We start from the raw sequence: 15,724 nt of genomic DNA, 5'->3' as shown, positions 1-15,724 counted from the left end.
CGATGGATCCCGTGAGCCACAGCGACAAGCATCGTCCGCTCGCGCGAGAGGAGCTGCCGGACGATACGGCCGCGCTCGCCCGGTTTCTCCTAGGCAAGCTGGTGGTGCGCGACTTGCCCGAAGGCAGGGTCAGCGGCCGCATCGTCGAGACGGAAGCCTATGTCGTCGGTGATGCGGCCGGGCACGGCTTTCGAGGGATGACGCAGCGCAACCGGTCGCTGTTTCTCGAAGCCGGGCACGCCTATGTCTACCTCGCCTATGGCACCTCCTTCATGCTGAATGTCTCGAGCGAGACGAAAGGGGTCGGAACCGGCGTGCTGATCCGGGCGCTGGAACCGCTGGAAGGCGTTGCGATCATGCGGCTGAACCGAGGCGTCGAGCGCCTGCGCGACCTGGCGCGCGGTCCCGGGAGGCTGGCCGCGGCGTTGCGGATCGATCGTTCGCTCGACGGGACCGACCTGTGCCGGGAAGGCCCGCTGTGGCTCGCTCAGGACGAATGTGAGCCCGGCGCGATCGGACAGGGGATCAGGATCGGCATTTCGAAGGACGCCGACCGGCTGCTGCGGTTCTACGTCAGGGAAAGTCCGTTCGTCAGCGGCCCGGCATCGCTCAATCGCTGAGAGACGGCTGCTCCGCCTCTTGTTTCCCCGCCAATTGGCCCCGCGCGTCGCGGATCGACGCGGCATAGGTCACCAGCGGCGGCTTGACGCCGTGGTTGATCAGCATGCGCCGGATCTGCGGCGAGGCGCCCGAAATGATGAAGCGCACGCCGGCGCGCCCCGCCTTGTGGGCCGCACTTTCGATGACATTGGCCGCCGTCGAATCGAAAAGCGGCACGGCCGAACAGTCGAGCACGAAGTTGCGGCGCTGGTCGGCGATGCGGTCGAGCACGCTGCCGACAGTGGACGCGGCACCGAAGAAGAAGGCGCCCGAGATGCGGTAGACGACGGTGTCGGCGTCGCTTGCCTCCGCGGAATCATAGGCGCGGGCGACGCCGACGCTGTCGGCGATATCGTCCTGCGCCAGGTCCGCCTCGACCGCGACGGACTTGGCCATGCGGTCGATGAACAGGATCGAGCCGAGCGAGAAGCCGACGACGATGCCTTCGGTGAGGTCGCGGAAGACGACGATGAGGAAGGTCGCCATCAGCACCAGCGCATCGCCGCGCGATGCCCTGAGCAGCGTGGCGAAGGCTTGTTTCTCGACCATGTTCCAGCAGACCACCGCCAGGACGCCGGCAAGGGCCGCGAGCGGGATGTAGCTGGCAAGCGGCGCCGCCACCAGCATCAGCACCAGCAGGATTCCCGAATGGACCATGCCCGAGACCGGACCGTGTGCGCCGGCCCGCACATTGGTGGCGGTGCGGGCTATGGTGCCGGTGGCGCAGATGCCGCCGAACAAAGCGGACGCGACATTGGCGAAGCCCTGCGCCACCAACTCGCAATTCGAGCGGTGCCGCCGGCCCGTCATGCCGTCTGCGACGACGGCCGACAGCAGCGATTCGATGGCGCCGAGCAGCGCGAAGGCGATGGCGTCCGGCAAGACGTCGAGCATCCTGCCGAAGCTGACGGGTGGCATGCCAGGCCATTGCAGGCTGCGCGGAATGCCGCCATAGCGCGTGCCGATCGTCTCGGCCGGCAACGCCAACAGCGCCACGACCAGCGAGGCGAGCCCGATGGCGATCAACATGGCCGGCCATTTCGGCCGCCAGCGCTTCAGCAAGACGATGGTCGCGATGGTCAGCGCCGCCACGCCGGTCGCCGCGAGGTTGATCGTGCCGGCTGCTTCGCCAAGCGCGATCAGCTTGGGCACGAACGGTCCGGGCTCCCGGCCCGGCAAGGTCAGCCCGAACAGTTCGACGATCTGGCCGGAGAAGATGATGACGGCAATGCCGGCGGTGAAGCCGACGGTGACCGGATAGGGAATGAACTTGATGTAGGTGCCGAGCCGGAGATAGCCGATGGCAATGAGGAACACACCGGCCATCATCGTCGCCAGCAGCAGGCCGTCGAGGCCGACGCGCGCCACCGTCGCCGCCACCAGCACGATGAAGGCGCCGGCCGGGCCGCCGATCTGGAAGCGGCTGCCGCCCAAGGCCGAGATGATGAAGCCGCCGACGATGGAAGTGTAGAGGCCACGCTCCGGCGTCACGCCCGAAGCGATCGCGATCGCCATCGACAGCGGCAGCGCGACGATGGCGACAGTCAGCCCGGCGATGACATCCGCCTTGAAATGCGGCAGCCGGTAGCCCTCCCGCCAGACCGTCACCAGCTTCGGCGTGAACAGCTCGGAGAATGTCGGCTTCACCGCCTGATGCACTGCCTGACGCGATTGATCCACGGACTGCCCCTGCAAAAGCGGCGGGATCGTCGGCAGGACTGTCGGCGGTCGCCGTCGCGACTTATTCCGGCCCGGCCTTGGGTTCCGGCGGCATGGCGGCCTTGAGGCGCACGCCCCTGCCGCCGCGCTCGCTGGCCTGGTTCTCGCCGATCAGTTCCACCCCGGCTTCGTCGAGAGCCTGGATGACCTTCATCAGCGTATCGACCACGCCCCTGACCACGCCGCCGCTCGCCTCCATGCGCTGGATGGTGGGAAGCGAGACGCCGGCGCGCTCGGCGAGCGTCCTCTGGTCGATGCCGGCCAGCGCCCTTGCGGCGCGCATCTGCGCGGCAGTGATCATCGGCCGGAATCCCCGTCTGAGCCTGCTAGCGTAACGTATAATACCATCATTATCATGTTTCAAGCATCATCATATCGGTTTTAAACGTAACCACACCTGATGCCCATTTTCTTCGATACCTGCCAGGGATTTCAGGTAGGGTGGCATGCATCAGACGCAGGGGGTACGCGGGTGAACGTTTTCAAGACCATGGTGATATCGGCAGGCTTGCTGTCGACGGTTCTGATACTGACGGGCTGCGGAGGGCACCTCATCAACAGGTTGATCTGACTCAGTCAGGCTCCTCGCTCACCGCCTTGCGCCGTTGCAGAAGCCTCGCCACCAACCAGCATAGCATCGCCCAGGCGAAGCCGGCACACCAGCCCGCCAGCACATCCGAGGGCCAGTGGACGCCGAGATAGATGCGGCTGACGCCGACCAGCACTGTCGTCAGCACCGCCAGGAACAACACGTAGACCTTGGTCGTCCGGCCCGGCAGGAAGCGCGCCGCCAGCGAACCGAGCGTGAGGTAGGTCACCGCCGACAGCATGGCATGGCCGCTCGGGAAGGAAAGCGACGTCTCGTTGACGAGATGCGAAACCAGTTCCGGGCGCGGCCGGTCGACGCCGACTTTCAGCAGGCTCGACAGCACCTGGCCGCCCGCCACGGCAACGAACATGAGAAGCGCCGTCGCCGGGCGGCGGATCAACAGCAGATAGATGATCGTCGCCGCCGTGATCAGCACCAGAACACTGGAGCTGCCGAGGCTGGTGATGTCGCGCATCGCGCCTTCCAGCCATGGCGGACCGATCGGGATCGCCGGTTGACCGGCCTGGCGAAATGCAAGCAGGATTTCGGTATCGAAGGCGTGCGGCGTGGTGGCCCGTGCCACCTCCATCAATTCCTCGAACGCCCACAGCCCACCGGCGATGACCAGGCCGGCCAGCAGCACCGGGAATTCGACCCGGTTGAGCAGAGCTTTCGCGGCGTTCTTCATCGGCACCGTTACATCCGCCCTTGCAGATAGGGCCCAAGCGTGATCAGCGCCACGGCTGCGATTGCCAGCGCGATGCCGGCCGCCTGCAGCGCGTTGACGCGCTCGCCGAAGAACACCAGCGCAACGACATTGACCGAAACCAGCTGGATCACCGCCGAGAGGCTGAACGATACCGACATGCCGAACTCGCGGATCAGCCGCAGCATGATCAGATTGCCCAGCGAATAGAGCGCCAGCGTCAGCAGGATCTTGCCCAGGCTGGGCGCCAGCCCCCATTGCTTGGCGGCGGTCGCCGCCAGCAGGAAGATCACCGTCGAAAAGCCGAGCTGCAGAAGTCCCGAAAAACTCAACGTCCCGTCCCCCTCGAAGCAGCTTTCGCCTGATATCGCCGACCTTGTTTCCGAAGCGTGCCGGAACGTCAAGCGACGTCGTTCAAACGAGGGTCTTGGCAACGGCGAGACTGAAGCTCAATGTGCCGGAATCGCCCAGCCTGTCGATAGAGGGGCGGTCAGGGGTTCATGATTCGTATTTTTCAGAACTTGGCGCGGCGCTGGAGCGAGCTTTCCCTTGCCCTGCAATTCGTCGTTGCCGGCGGTTTTGGGCTGCTGGTCGTCATGGTGGTCGTCGGGACCTGGGTGACGACGCAGATCCGGGACGGCGTCACTCGCAATTCGGCCGCCACGACGGCGCTCTATGTCGACAGCGTGATTGCGCCGCTGCTGCCCGACCTGCGCAAGAGCGAGGAGCTCAGCGCATCCGTCAAGCAGGCGCTCGACGAGACGCTCGGCCAGGGCGCGCTCGGCAAACGCCTGGCATCCTTCAGGCTCTGGCGCCGCGACGGCACGATCCTCTATGCGAAGGACTCGGCTTTGACGGGTCGCCGCTTCGACCTGAACGACAATCTGCGTTCTGCCTTCCAGGGCAGCGTCGTTGCCCAGTTCGATACGTTCGACGAGAACGAAGACAAGGAGCGGGCCGCGGGTGTGCCGTTGCTCGAGATCTACAATCCAGTGCGCGAGCCCTGGTCCGGCGAAGTGGTCGCCGTCACCGAATTCTACGAGGTCGCGAGCGATTTCAAGGCTACCCTGGCTTCCGCCCTGCTGTCGAGCTGGCTGGTCGTGGCCGGCACCACCTTGACGGCATTCCTGCTTCTGTCGGGCATCGTCCTGCGCGGCAGCCGCATTATCGACGACCAGCGCGGGGCGCTGCGCCGCCAGGTGTCGGAGCTGCAGGGCCTGGTGACGCAGAACAGCGCCTTGCGGCATCGTGTGCAGCGGGCGTCCCGCCGCGCCACCGCGCTCAACGAAAGATATCTGCGCCGGATCGGCGCCGACCTGCATGACGGCCCTGCCCAGCTCGTGGCGCTGGCCGCGCTGCGCATGGACAGTCCGGTGTTTACCGGCGACGGCCATGGCAGCGAAGGCCGCTCGACCGAAATCGCCATGATCCGCAAGACGCTGGAGGATGCGATGCGCGAGATACGCGGCATCTGCACCGGCCTGGTCCTGCCGCAGATAGAAACGGCGGCGGCGGCGGACGTGCTGCGGCTGGCCGTCGAGGAGCATGAGCGCCGGACGGGCACATCGGTGACGCTTACGATGCCGAGACATTTGCCGGAGCCCGGCGCTTCTGAGAAGATCAGCATCTATCGTTTCGTGCAGGAGGGGCTGAACAATGCCTACCGCCACGGACGGGGCAAGGATCAGGCGGTGCGTGCAGGCATGAAAAATGGTAGGCTTTTCGTTGAAGTATCGGACGGCGGACCGGGCTTCGATCCGGCGCGGGCCGAGGGGTTGGGCCTTGCCGGCCTCAGGGAGCGGGTTGAAAGCATTGGCGGCCAATTCGAAACACTCACAGGGCCGAAAGGCACGAAGCTGGTGATCCGTCTTTCGGTCGAGGAGCAAGCATGATCGGCGCCATCCGCATTGCCATTGTCGACGATCATCCGCTGTTCCGCGAAGGCGTGACGCGCAGCCTGTCGGAGATCGGCGGCTTCGAGATGGTCGGCGAAGGTGCGACCGCGCAGGACGCGGAGCGCATCGCCTCGACCATGCAGCCCGACATATTGCTCATCGACATTTCAATGCCGGGCGGCGGCCTGGCCGCGGTTGCCAGCATCCTTGCCGACCATCCCGCCCAGAAGATCGTCATGCTGACCGTTTCAGAGGCGAATGCCGATGTGACCAAGGCCTTGAACGCCGGGGTGCTCGGCTATGTCCTCAAAGGCGTCGGATCGCGTGCGCTTGCCGATATCCTGCGCAACGTGGCGGCCGGCGAAAGCTATCTTTCGCCGATGCTGTCGGCCCGGCTGCTTTCCGACGTGCAGTCCTTGCAGCCCGCCAACGGCGTGGCGGACCGGCTGCGGCAACTCACCGGCCGGCAGACCGAAATCCTGCGGCTGGTGGCGGAGGGACTGAGCAACAAGGAAGTCGCCTTACGCCTGGAGCTGCAGGAGAAGACCGTCAAGCACCACATGACGGGGGTGCTGTCGAAACTCAACGTGCGAAATCGTACTGAAGCGGCCCTCATCATGCGCGAGTTTCGCGACCGCGACAGGGACCGTTCGTAGCCATCGTGGAACGCCGCGAAACGAGGTCACCTCCGCCGGGGGGCGGCGGAGGTGACGTGTGAAACTGGTCGTTGCCTGTTGACCAGCTTCACAAGGCGAAATTCATAGGGCCGAAATTCAAAGGGTCGAAATTCATAGCGCCTTGAGACGGCTGGCGTCGGCCGGTGTGGCACGGCGATCGATGATCGTGCGGCCGAGCTTATCCTTCATGCTGAAACGGCCGTTCTCGATTTTTTCCGTCAAGCCATCCGGGTGCTGAACTGTAATCTTGTTCCCATCCACGTCGACCGTGTCGCCGGTCGTGGCGTTGACATGGCTTGTGCTCTGGTTGCCCTGGCCCTTACCCTTTCCGCTATTCCCGCCGCCGCTGTTACCGCTATTGCCGTTGCCGCTGTTTCCTCCATTGCCGCTGTTGCCGCCACCGCCACCGCTGTTACCGCCACCGCCATTCCCACCGCCACCGCCGTTCCCACCGCCACCGCCGTTGCCACCCTTGTCGGCCTGTGCGGTCGCGGCATCGAGTCCAGGCACGAAGCCATGGAAGACGATTCCATAGGGAGCGATGGTCAGCGCCAGGACGGCCGCCGATCTGAGAGCCAGACGGCAACAACGGGCCGTGATCGATCCACGCATACTGATCTCCGTCGATTGAGCCGGCGCGCCCACCCCAACGTTGCAGTGCAACAACATCGCCGAAAGACGTGGTGACCGGAAGCGACCTCCGACCGTTGCGTTTGTCCCCCAGGACCTTTGCAGGCGCAAGCTTGGACCAAAGTCCCAGGCGAGGCGTGAAAAATCGGTCTCGTGAGCGAGCGGCAGCGGAGATACCATGTCACGAAAATGTGATCAGCCGACTGTAAGCCGGAAGCTCCAGGCAAAACCCACCAGAGGTTCCCATGACCGAACATCGCTCCCCCGACGCCCGATTCCGCACCAGCCTGCTCGAGGAAAACGAAGGCCCGGCCAACAATCCCAGCGAGAACCGCACCATGGGCGAGATCATCGCTGCGCGGTTCTCGCGCCGTGGCTTCCTCAAGGGTTCGCTTGCCGTTTCGGCGATCGCCGCCACCGTCAGCCCGCTGGCCATGATCGCCGCCGACGATGCCCGCGCCGCGGAAGGCTCAGCGTTCAAATTCGACGAGCTGGAGGCCGGTATCGACGATAAGCACCACGTCGCGCCGGGCTACGACGCCGACGTTTTGCTGCGCTGGGGCGATCCGCTGTTTGCCGATTCGCCGGAATTCGACCCGACGAAGCAGTCGGCGCAAGCCCAGGCCAAGCAGTTCGGCTACAACAACGACTATGTCGGTTACATCCCGCTCGATGGCTCGGCCGAGCATGGCTTGCTGGTGGTCAACCACGAATACACCAACCCGCATCTGATGTTCCCAGGCATCGTCAAGATTGTCGAGAAGGACGGCAAGAAGTCGGCCGAGGTGGCGCCGCTCTCGAAAGAGCAGGTCGATGTCGAGATGGCCGCCCATGGCGGCACCATCGTCGAGATCCGCAAGGATGGCGGCAAATGGCGGGTAATTCGCGACGGCAAGCTCAACCGCCGCATCACCGCCAACACCGAGATGGCGCTGTCGGGCCCGGTTGCCGGCCATGACCGCGTCAAGACCAATGCCGACCCGTCCGGCGTCAAGGTGTTCGGCACCATCAACAATTGCGCCGGCGGGGTCACGCCCTGGGGCACGTATGTGATGTCCGAGGAGAACATCCATGGCTATTTCTCCGGCGAGCTGCCGGAGGGCCACAAGGAGGCCGCCAACTACAAGCGCCTCGGCATTCCGGAAGGCGCCTATGAATGGGGCGCGCACTATGACCGCTTCAGCCTGGCCAAGGAGCCGAACGAGCCCAACCGCTTCGGCTGGATCGTCGAGGTCGATGTCAACGACCCGGCCTCGGTGCCGCGCAAGCGCACCGCCATGGGCCGCTTCAAGCATGAGGGCGCCGAATCGATCGTCGCCAAGGATGGTCGAGTGGTCTTCTATCTCGGCGACGACGAGCGCTTCGACTATGTCTACAAGTTCGTCACCAAGGGCATGTTCAACGCCGGCGACCGCGCGGCCAACAAGGATCTGCTCGACGACGGCACGCTGCATGTCGCCAAATTCGCGGAGGACGGCTCGGTCGAATGGATGCCGATCGTGTTCGGCCAAGGGCCGCTGACGGCGGAAAACGGTTTTGCCGGCCAGGCCGACGTGCTGATCGAGACACGTCGCGCCGCCGACCTCCTTGGCGCCACCAAGATGGACCGGCCCGAAGACATCCAGCCCAATGCCAGCAACGGCAAGGTCTATGTCATGCTGACCAACAATTCCAAGCGCAAGGCCGATCAGGTCGACGCCGCCAACCCGCGTGCCGAAAACGCCTTCGGCCACATCATCGAAATCGTCGAGGACGAGGGCGATTTCGCCGCCACCAAGGGCAAGTGGGAAGTGCTGCTGAAATGCGGCGACCCATCGGTAGCCGCCGTCGGTGCCACCTTCTCCACCGCGACGACGGCCAATGGCTGGTTCGGCATGCCCGACAATTGCGCGGTCGATTCGGCCGGGCGCCTGTGGGTCGCCACCGACGGCCAGGGCCCGAAGGCCACCGGCCGCACGGACGGCCTGTGGGCGGTGGACACGGAAGGATCGGCGCGGGCGACCTCGAAGCTGTTCTTCCGCGTGCCGATCGGCGCCGAAATGTGCGGCCCGCTGTTTGCGCCGGACGACCAGACCGCCTTTGTCGCCGTCCAGCATCCGGGTGACGGCGGCGAGGATTGGGAAGCGTTCGGCCGGCCCTCCTATTATGAGGACCTGTCGACCCGCTGGCCCGATTTCAGGCCCGACATGCCGGTGCGGCCGGCGGTGGTCGCCATCACCAAACAAGGTGGCGGCAAGATCGCCGTCTGAGGTCGGGCGAGACAAAAATGAGAGGGGCTCCGGCGATCTGGGGCCTCTCTTTTGTGCGATATCATATTCAAGCCTCGGGAAAGATTGGCAATTTACACGTGGCGCCCTAGATCGTGATCAGGAGATCATCGCCATGCCCAAGTCGATCTACGACCGTGGCCTGCTCAAACCTGACGAAGTGGCCACCTTGCAACGTGTCTTCGACGAGGCCTGCCGCCGACGGCAAGCGCATCCCGAATCCGTCGAGGCGCGTGAATTGGCGCTCACCTTGCTGGCCCTCTACAATGCCGGCATGGTCGACGAGGAGATGCTGACCGAGGCTGTCGGTTTCCGGCGGCTGGAGCCGAAATCGGCGTGACGCCGACGGGAAATGTTGTCCTATGCGGTCGCTCAGCGTGAGGCGCCGGAGGGGCGGGATGAGCCGGCGATCCGCGCAGCTATCGCCTTGGCCAATATGCCGGCATTGGCAAAGCAGCCGCGGATGCTCGGCCGCATGCCGGTGAACCACAGGCCGGGCAGTTTCGGATCGGCCTGGCCGCCGTTGAAGAGCGGAACGCCCTTCTCGTCGAGCACGCCGAGATTGCCGACCATCCGCTCCAGCCCGGTGCGGTAGCCCGTCGCGGCAATGACGATGTCGGGAGCGATCAGGCTGCCATTGGCCAGGATGACGCCGTCGCGGGTGAACTCCCGTACCCCGGGCACCACCACGATCCTGCCCGATTTGATGGCATCGACGGCGCCATCGTCGGCGGCGATCGCGGTATAGTCCGAGCTCAGGCGGCTGGCGCCGCCCGCGGGCGCGGGTGGCACGCCGAATTTGGTGAGATCGCCGAATACCAGGCGCTGCGTCACCGCCATCACCGCATCGGCGACGCGCAGCGGCAGGCGCGCCATGAGCGGCGAGAGGCGGTGCACGGCGATCTTGCCGACCCGCTTGGGCAAAAGGGCGGGGCCGTTGCGGGCCGACAGCCAGACAGCGGCGGTATCGACACCGGCCAGATGATTGAGTGCGTCGAAGCCCGAATTGCCGGCGCCGACAACCAGCACCTTCTTGCCCGCATAGGCCTGGGCATCGCCAAAATCCGCCGAGTGGATGATCCGGCCCGCGAACGCCTGCATGCCCGTCCACTGCGGCGTGAAGGGTTCCCGGTCGCGGCCGGTGGCCACAACGACATGGCGCGCCAGGCGCGAGCCGGCACTGGTGCGCACGACCCAGTGATCGCCCCTGAACGTGATGGACTCGACGGAAACGCCAAACTCCACCGGCAAACGGTTCGCCTCATGGAAATCGTTCATATGGCGGATGACGACGTCCCGGTGCGGAAAGGCGGGGGTGCCCTTGGGATAGGCAAGGCCGGGCAGCGCCGAGAGATCGCGGTGGGTGTTGAGGTGCAGCTGCTCGTGGCGCCGGCGCCAGGGCTCGGCCAGCCGGCTTTCCTTCTCCAGGATCGCCGTCGCCACGCCGGCCTTCATCAAGGCCCTCGCGACGGCCAGCCCGGCGGCGCCGGCGCCAACGACGATCGCCGGCTCGACCGTCACCGCCTGCTCCACCATCGATCTGCTTGTCGTATCAGCCATTCACTCTCGAACCCCATTCGCCCTCGCGGCAGCCCCTGAAGGCTCGCAGGCCGCTGTAACAGTTTGATCGCGCGCAGGACCCGAACGGCAACTCGATGCTTTTCGATGGTCCCACGCCGAGGCGGCTTCGCTTCCGGAGCATTCCGCCGCCCGTCGGAAACAGCCGGTCGCGCACCGCGTCAAAACCACGACATGGAGCGCATTACCCGCTTCCGTCCGAATACATCCAGCCCTATATGGCATATCGGCGGCATCGGCGATAATCAGGTCGCGGCAAAGTGATTGATTCGAGGTCCGGGGGCTGGCGGATCTCGTCACGGACGCGGGCATTCGAAACTGGCAACCCGATTTCGGCTACCCTGCGAAAAATCAAGACGCCGTGGCGCGTCTTGCGTGTCGTCGGACACGTCGCGCCATGGACGGCACGCGGAATCTCGACCATGCCCTCCTTGCGGATCTATTTCGACAACCTCCTTGAGGGAGCCTCGCCCAAGGTCGAGCGCCGGGCGCTGACGCATGTCGAACGGCTGGCGCTGGTCCGCCGCCATGGCGACTTCTCGCTCGCCTATTCCACCGCCGTGCAAAGCAAGCTTTCCTATTTTGGCGATGCCGACGGTTACATCGCCTTCGGCACCAAGATGAGGCATCATTTCGCGCTCGGCGATCCGGTGGCGGCGCCGGATCGGCGGCCCGATTACATCAGGCGCTTCGTCGAGAGCGCTGGCGGCCCGTGGTTCGTGCAGATCGGCGAACAGACCGCCCAGGTCCTTGCCGGCCTTGGCTACAAGATCAACCGGCTGGGCATCGACACGCGCCTCGCTCTGCCCGACCATGATTTTTCCGGCAAGCGCAACGAAACGGTGCGTTATTCCGAGCGCTGGCTGCTGAAGAAGGGCTTTTCGTTCGAGGAGGACAAACGCACGATCCACCTCGACGAGATCTCCCGGCTGTCCCAAAACTGGCGCGGCGACCGCATCGTCAAGCGATGGGAGATGGGTTTCCTCAACCGACCATTTTACGATCAGCTCGGCACCGATATGCGCCGTTTCGTGCTGCACGGTCCCGATGGCGACCTCGTCGCCTTGCTCGATTTCGATCCGATGTTCGCCGACGGCAAGGTGATCGGCTACACCACGGCCTTCAAGCGCAAGCACATCGATGCCTCGCCGCATGCCGAGATCGGCCTGACCAAATTCGCCGTCGACCGCTTTCGCGAGGAAGGCATTTCGGTGGTGACGCTCGGCCTGTCGCCGCTGCTCGATGTCGGCCCGAGCGGATTTGCCGAAAGCGAGTTCTGGCGCAACGCCTTCCAGCGCGCCTACGACTCGCCCTGGGTCAACCGCCGCAGGTTCAACCTGCAGGGACAGGCGGCATTCAAGCGCCGCTTCCACGGCGCCGAGGAACCGGTCTATATCGCCTTTCGCGAGGGGACCTACATCGAGATGCTGGGGTTGCTGCGGCTGGTCAAGGCCATTTGAGGCCTCTCTCACGACTTTAGGGCCGCGTCAGTTCCTCAGCCGGTAGCCGGTCCGGAAGATCCAGGCGACGATCGCGATGCAGACGGCCAGGAACACCAGCGTCATGCCGAGGCTGACGACCACCGAGACATCGGCCTTGCCGTAGAAACTCCAGCGGAAGCCGCTGATCAGGTAGACCACCGGGTTGAACAGCGTGATCGTCTTCCAGATGCCTGGCAGCATGTGGATCGAATAGAAGCTGCCGCCGAGGAAGGTCAGTGGGGTGATGATCAGCAGCGGCACCAGCTGCAGCTGCTCGAAGCTTTTCGCCCAGATGCCGATGATGAAGCCGAACAGGCTGAAGGTCACCGCCGTCAGGATCAGGAAGGCGAGCATCCAGAACGGATGTTCGATGTGCAGCGGCACGAACAGCGAGGCGGTGGCCAGGATGATCAGGCCGAGGATGATCGACTTGGTCGCGGCGCCGCCGACATAGGCGATGACGATCTCCAGGTAGGAGACCGGCGCCGACAAAAGCTCGTAGATCGAGCCGACGAATTTCGGGAAATAGATGGCAAAAGAGGCGTTGGAGATCGACTGCGTCAACAGCGACAGCATGATCAGTCCCGGCACGATGAAGGCGCCGTAGGCGATGCCGTCGATTTCGGTTATGCGCGAGCCGATGGCCGAGCCGAAGACGACGAAATAGAGCGACGTCGAGATGACTGGCGAGATGATGCTCTGCAGCACGGTGCGGAACGCACGCGCCATCTCGACCCGGTAGATCGCCCAGACCGCGCGAAAATTAGGGGCCGCACGCAGGTTCATGGCTCTTGCCTCAGGAGATTGACGAAGATCTCTTCGAGCGAGCTGTTCTTGGTATCGAGATCGCGGAACTGGATGCCGGCCGCCTCGAGATCCCTGATCAGCGAGGCGACGCCCGGCCGGTCGCTCTGGTTGTCGTATGTGTAGGTGAGTTGCGTGCCATCCGGCGACAGTTCGAGCGCATAGCGCGAGAGCCCGTCGGGCACGCTGCCGAGCGGCGCGCGCAGCTCCAGCCTCATCTCCTTGCGGCCGAGTTTGCGCATCAGTTCGGCCTTGCCCTCGACCAGGATGATCTCGCCGCGGTTGATGACGCCGACGCGGTCGGCCATGGCCTCGGCTTCCTCGATATAGTGCGTGGTAAGGATGATGGTGACGCCGTCCTCGCGCAGCCGCCGGACCATCGCCCACATGTCCTGGCGCAGTTCGACGTCGACGCCGGCGGTCGGCTCGTCGAGGAACAGGATGCGTGGCTCGTGCGACAGCGCCTTGGCGATCATCAGCCGCCGCTTCATGCCCCCCGACAGCGTGATCGCCTTGGCGTCCTTCTTGTCCCACAGCGACAGGTCGCGCAGCACCTTCTCGACGAAGGCCGGATTGGCCGGCTTGCCGAACAGGCCGCGGCTGTAATTGACGGTCGCCCAGACGCTCTCGAACGCGTCGATGGTGAGTTCCTGCGGCACCAGCCCGATCAGGCTGCGTGCGGCGCGATAGTCCTTGTTGATGTCATGGCCATCGACGGTCACGGTCCCCGACGAGCGGTTGACGATGCCGCAGACGATCGAGATCAGCGTCGTCTTGCCGGCGCCATTGGGGCCGAGCAGCGCGAAGATCTCGCCGCGCTGGATATCAAGGCTGACTTCCTTGAGCGCGGTGAAGCCGGTGGCGTAGGTCTTGGAGACCCCGGAAATGGACAATATGGAGGGCATGGTTGAAAACGGCTGCCTGAAAGAGGTGACTTGATATAGGCCTGTTGTCGCCCAGTGCAACCGCAAGTCAATGCCCTGCTGCCAGTTCTGGGCATCGAAGCGCGGAGCTGGCTGGGAATGCGCCGCGACCATCCGGTAAAATTGTCCTGTGGCGTTCAGCCTCGCGGCAGGAGGCCGCTTTGACCTGACCCCGCTTCGGGCCTATCCTTCGCGAGTATTTACAGCCGGAGCCCGCCATGGACCCGCTCATACTGTCGCGCATGCAGTTCGGCGCGAATATTTCGTTTCATATCCTGTTTCCGACAATCACCATTGCCCTTGGCTGGGTGCTGCTGTTCTTCAAGCTGCGCTACAACGCGACCAATGATTCCGCCTGGATGCGCGCCTATTTCACCTGGGTGAAGGTGTTCGCGCTGTCGTTTGCCATGGGCGTGGTTTCGGGCGTCACCATGAGCTTCCAGTTCGGCACCAACTGGCCGGGCTACATGCAGCATGTCGGCAACATCGCCGGACCGCTGCTCGCCTACGAGATCCTCACCGCTTTCTTCCTCGAGGCGGCCTTTCTCGGCATCATGCTGTTCGGCTTCCGCCGCGTCTCCAACCGCATCCACACGCTGGCGACGGTGCTGGTCGCCGGCGGCACGACGCTGTCGGCGTTCTGGATCATCGCCCTCAATTCCTGGATGCAGACGCCGGCCGGCTTCGAGATGCGCGACGGCGTCGCGCACGCCGTCGACTGGTGGGCCATCGTCTTCAACCCGTCCATGCCCTACCGGCTGGTGCATATGCTGCTCGCCTCGGGGCTTACGGTGTCGTTCCTGATCGCCGGTCTGTCGGCGCTGCGCTACCTCAACGGCGACCGTTCGGAATCGATGTGGAAGGCGCTGCGCACCGGCGTCTTTACCGCTGCGATCCTGATCCCGATCCAGATCCTGGCCGGCGACCAGCATGGGCTCAACACGCTGGAACACCAGCCGCAGAAGATCGCCGCCATGGAGGCCAACTGGAACACCGGTCCCAACGTGCCGCTGGTTTTGTTCGCGCTGCCCGACGAGGCGGCCAGGGAAAACAAGTTCGAGGTCGCGATTCCGGACGGGGCCAGCCTTATCCTGCGGCACTCGACCGACGGTGTCGTGCCGGGGCTGAACGACTATCCCGGCAACCATCCGCCGGTCTTTCCGCTCTTCTGGAGCTTTCGCATCATGGTCGGCACCGGGCTTTTGATGCTCGCCGTCTCCTGGTCGGCCGCCTTCTTCCTCAAGCGCCGGCACGCGCTGCCAAAGCCGCTCGCCATGCTGATGGTGCCGATGGCGTTGTCGGGCTGGCTGGCGACGCTGGCCGGCTGGTACACGACCGAGATCGGCCGCCAGCCCTGGCTGGTGACCGGCGTATTGAAGACCGCCGACGCCGTCGGGCCGGTGGCCGGCAGCCATGTGGCGCTGACGCTCGCCATCTATCTCCTGCTCTACGTGCTTTTGCTGATCGCCTATCTCGGCGTGCTGGTGCACCTGGCGCTGAAGGCGGCCAAGGACGGCGACATCTCGCCGCTGCCGGGTGTTCTCGACGCACCGCTGTCGCAGCCGGCCGCGGGGGAGTGAGCATGTTTTCATTGCAGGCCCGCGCCGCCCCTCACCTGCCTGCCGGCATCCTCTCCCCGTATAGGGACGGGGAGAGGGGCGCTGAGTCCTATGGTTTCGCCAATCGCCAACGTTGCATGGATGGCGCCGGCGTTGCGGCCAGCCCGCTTCTCCCCGTCCCTATACGGGGAGAAGTGCCCGGCAGGGCGATGAGGGGCGGCGCTAGCTTCGCAAAC

Annotated in this window: 15 protein-coding genes; 7 read left to right on the top strand and 8 right to left on the bottom strand. The window is 64.7% G+C overall.

All coding sequences use genetic code 11. From position 1 onward, the window contains the following. Window positions 1-2 precede the first annotated feature (2 nt). On the top strand, window positions 3-620 hold the full coding sequence (locus LB555_RS09225) for a DNA-3-methyladenine glycosylase (protein WP_224682737.1): 618 nt from the start codon (window positions 3-5) through the stop codon (window positions 618-620). Here LB555_RS09225 and LB555_RS09220 read toward each other — a convergent pair. The 4 genes from LB555_RS09220 to LB555_RS09205 form a co-directional block, all read right to left on the bottom strand. Beyond that, window positions 610-2,340, bottom strand: coding sequence for a SulP family inorganic anion transporter (locus tag LB555_RS09220; RefSeq protein WP_224682736.1), 1,731 nt, complete (start codon window positions 2,338-2,340; stop codon window positions 610-612). The two genes, LB555_RS09225 and LB555_RS09220, sit on opposite strands and share 11 nt — an antisense overlap. A gap of 61 nt (window positions 2,341-2,401) precedes the next feature. Further along, window positions 2,402-2,680 carry a helix-turn-helix domain-containing protein gene (locus LB555_RS09215; protein ID WP_015314761.1) on the bottom strand — a complete coding sequence of 93 codons (279 nt, stop codon included), beginning with the start codon at window positions 2,678-2,680 and terminating at the stop codon, window positions 2,402-2,404. Between the two features lie 271 nt (window positions 2,681-2,951). After that, the gene (locus LB555_RS09210; protein WP_140660505.1) at window positions 2,952-3,656 is read right to left on the bottom strand and encodes a phosphatase PAP2 family protein; all 705 of its coding nucleotides are present in this window, start codon (window positions 3,654-3,656) and stop codon (window positions 2,952-2,954) included. A gap of 8 nt (window positions 3,657-3,664) precedes the next feature. Next, entirely contained in the window at window positions 3,665-4,006 is a 342-nt protein-coding gene (locus LB555_RS09205; protein WP_015314759.1) for a hypothetical protein, read from the bottom strand. Between the two features lie 168 nt (window positions 4,007-4,174). On the opposite strand from LB555_RS09205, the gene LB555_RS09200 reads away from it, so the two are divergent. Together LB555_RS09200 and LB555_RS09195 are read left to right on the top strand one after the other, a co-directional pair. Continuing rightward, window positions 4,175-5,566, top strand: a complete 1,392-nt coding sequence (locus tag LB555_RS09200; RefSeq protein WP_224682735.1) for a sensor histidine kinase — start codon at window positions 4,175-4,177, stop codon at window positions 5,564-5,566. Beyond that, on the top strand, window positions 5,563-6,225 hold the full coding sequence (locus LB555_RS09195) for a response regulator (protein ID WP_015314757.1): 663 nt from the start codon (window positions 5,563-5,565) through the stop codon (window positions 6,223-6,225). The genes LB555_RS09200 and LB555_RS09195 overlap by 4 nt, the downstream gene beginning before the upstream one ends. Before the next feature lie 132 nt (window positions 6,226-6,357). On the opposite strand, the gene LB555_RS09190 is transcribed toward LB555_RS09195, so the two are convergent. Further along, window positions 6,358-6,858, bottom strand: a complete 501-nt coding sequence (locus LB555_RS09190) for a hypothetical protein (protein WP_224682734.1) — start codon at window positions 6,856-6,858, stop codon at window positions 6,358-6,360. Window positions 6,859-7,121: 263 nt separating this feature from the next. Between LB555_RS09190 and LB555_RS09185 the strand changes: the two genes are divergently transcribed. Both LB555_RS09185 and LB555_RS09180 read left to right on the top strand, forming a co-directional pair. Then, window positions 7,122-9,125: a PhoX family protein gene (locus LB555_RS09185; protein ID WP_224682733.1), complete on the top strand. Its 2,004-nt coding sequence runs from the start codon at window positions 7,122-7,124 to the stop codon at window positions 9,123-9,125. A gap of 133 nt (window positions 9,126-9,258) precedes the next feature. Continuing rightward, complete coding sequence (locus LB555_RS09180; protein WP_015314754.1) at window positions 9,259-9,483, top strand: hypothetical protein; 225 nt, start codon at window positions 9,259-9,261, stop codon at window positions 9,481-9,483. A 32-nt stretch (window positions 9,484-9,515) separates the two neighbouring features. On the opposite strand, the gene LB555_RS09175 is transcribed toward LB555_RS09180, so the two are convergent. After that, complete coding sequence (locus LB555_RS09175; RefSeq protein WP_224682732.1) at window positions 9,516-10,703, bottom strand: flavin-containing monooxygenase; 1,188 nt, start codon at window positions 10,701-10,703, stop codon at window positions 9,516-9,518. Window positions 10,704-11,143: 440 nt separating this feature from the next. On the opposite strand from LB555_RS09175, the gene LB555_RS09170 reads away from it, so the two are divergent. After that, window positions 11,144-12,181, top strand: coding sequence for a phosphatidylglycerol lysyltransferase domain-containing protein (locus LB555_RS09170; protein ID WP_015314752.1), 1,038 nt, complete (start codon window positions 11,144-11,146; stop codon window positions 12,179-12,181). 27 nt (window positions 12,182-12,208) lie between these two features. Here the strand turns inward: LB555_RS09170 and LB555_RS09165 are convergent, their stop codons facing one another. Both LB555_RS09165 and LB555_RS09160 read right to left on the bottom strand, forming a co-directional pair. Then, entirely contained in the window at window positions 12,209-12,988 is a 780-nt protein-coding gene (locus tag LB555_RS09165; RefSeq protein WP_015314751.1) for an ABC transporter permease, read from the bottom strand. Then, on the bottom strand, window positions 12,985-13,911 hold the full coding sequence (locus tag LB555_RS09160; protein WP_041163616.1) for an ABC transporter ATP-binding protein: 927 nt from the start codon (window positions 13,909-13,911) through the stop codon (window positions 12,985-12,987). The genes LB555_RS09165 and LB555_RS09160 overlap by 4 nt, the downstream gene beginning before the upstream one ends. A 236-nt stretch (window positions 13,912-14,147) precedes the next feature. On the opposite strand from LB555_RS09160, the gene LB555_RS09155 reads away from it, so the two are divergent. Beyond that, complete coding sequence (locus tag LB555_RS09155; RefSeq protein WP_015314749.1) at window positions 14,148-15,509, top strand: cytochrome ubiquinol oxidase subunit I; 1,362 nt, start codon at window positions 14,148-14,150, stop codon at window positions 15,507-15,509. The last annotated feature ends 215 nt before the right edge of the window (window positions 15,510-15,724 follow it).

It is taken from the genome of Mesorhizobium sp. BR-1-1-10, from assembly GCF_020165595.1.
GTDB lineage: Bacteria > Pseudomonadota > Alphaproteobacteria > Rhizobiales > Rhizobiaceae > Mesorhizobium > Mesorhizobium australicum.
Note: the sequence above shows the minus strand (reverse complement) of the source record. Positions and strands in the feature narration are given on the sequence as shown.

What these genes read in the sequence shown, in the direction of transcription:
- LB555_RS09155 (WP_015314749.1), top strand. Translation starts at nt 14,148, where the DNA reads ATGGACCCGCTCATACTGTCGCGCATGCAGTTCGGCGCGAATATTTCG.
- LB555_RS09190 (WP_224682734.1), bottom strand. Translation starts at nt 6,858, where the DNA reads ATGCGTGGATCGATCACGGCCCGTTGTTGCCGTCTGGCTCTCAGATCG.
- LB555_RS09210 (WP_140660505.1), bottom strand. Translation starts at nt 3,656, where the DNA reads ATGAAGAACGCCGCGAAAGCTCTGCTCAACCGGGTCGAATTCCCGGTG.
- LB555_RS09195 (WP_015314757.1), top strand. Translation starts at nt 5,563, where the DNA reads ATGATCGGCGCCATCCGCATTGCCATTGTCGACGATCATCCGCTGTTC.
- LB555_RS09170 (WP_015314752.1), top strand. Translation starts at nt 11,144, where the DNA reads ATGCCCTCCTTGCGGATCTATTTCGACAACCTCCTTGAGGGAGCCTCG.
- LB555_RS09200 (WP_224682735.1), top strand. Translation starts at nt 4,175, where the DNA reads ATGATTCGTATTTTTCAGAACTTGGCGCGGCGCTGGAGCGAGCTTTCC.
- LB555_RS09185 (WP_224682733.1), top strand. Translation starts at nt 7,122, where the DNA reads ATGACCGAACATCGCTCCCCCGACGCCCGATTCCGCACCAGCCTGCTC.
- LB555_RS09160 (WP_041163616.1), bottom strand. Translation starts at nt 13,911, where the DNA reads ATGCCCTCCATATTGTCCATTTCCGGGGTCTCCAAGACCTACGCCACC.
- LB555_RS09175 (WP_224682732.1), bottom strand. Translation starts at nt 10,703, where the DNA reads ATGGCTGATACGACAAGCAGATCGATGGTGGAGCAGGCGGTGACGGTC.
- LB555_RS09180 (WP_015314754.1), top strand. Translation starts at nt 9,259, where the DNA reads ATGCCCAAGTCGATCTACGACCGTGGCCTGCTCAAACCTGACGAAGTG.
- LB555_RS09225 (WP_224682737.1), top strand. Translation starts at nt 3, where the DNA reads ATGGATCCCGTGAGCCACAGCGACAAGCATCGTCCGCTCGCGCGAGAG.
- LB555_RS09215 (WP_015314761.1), bottom strand. Translation starts at nt 2,680, where the DNA reads ATGATCACTGCCGCGCAGATGCGCGCCGCAAGGGCGCTGGCCGGCATC.
- LB555_RS09165 (WP_015314751.1), bottom strand. Translation starts at nt 12,988, where the DNA reads ATGAACCTGCGTGCGGCCCCTAATTTTCGCGCGGTCTGGGCGATCTAC.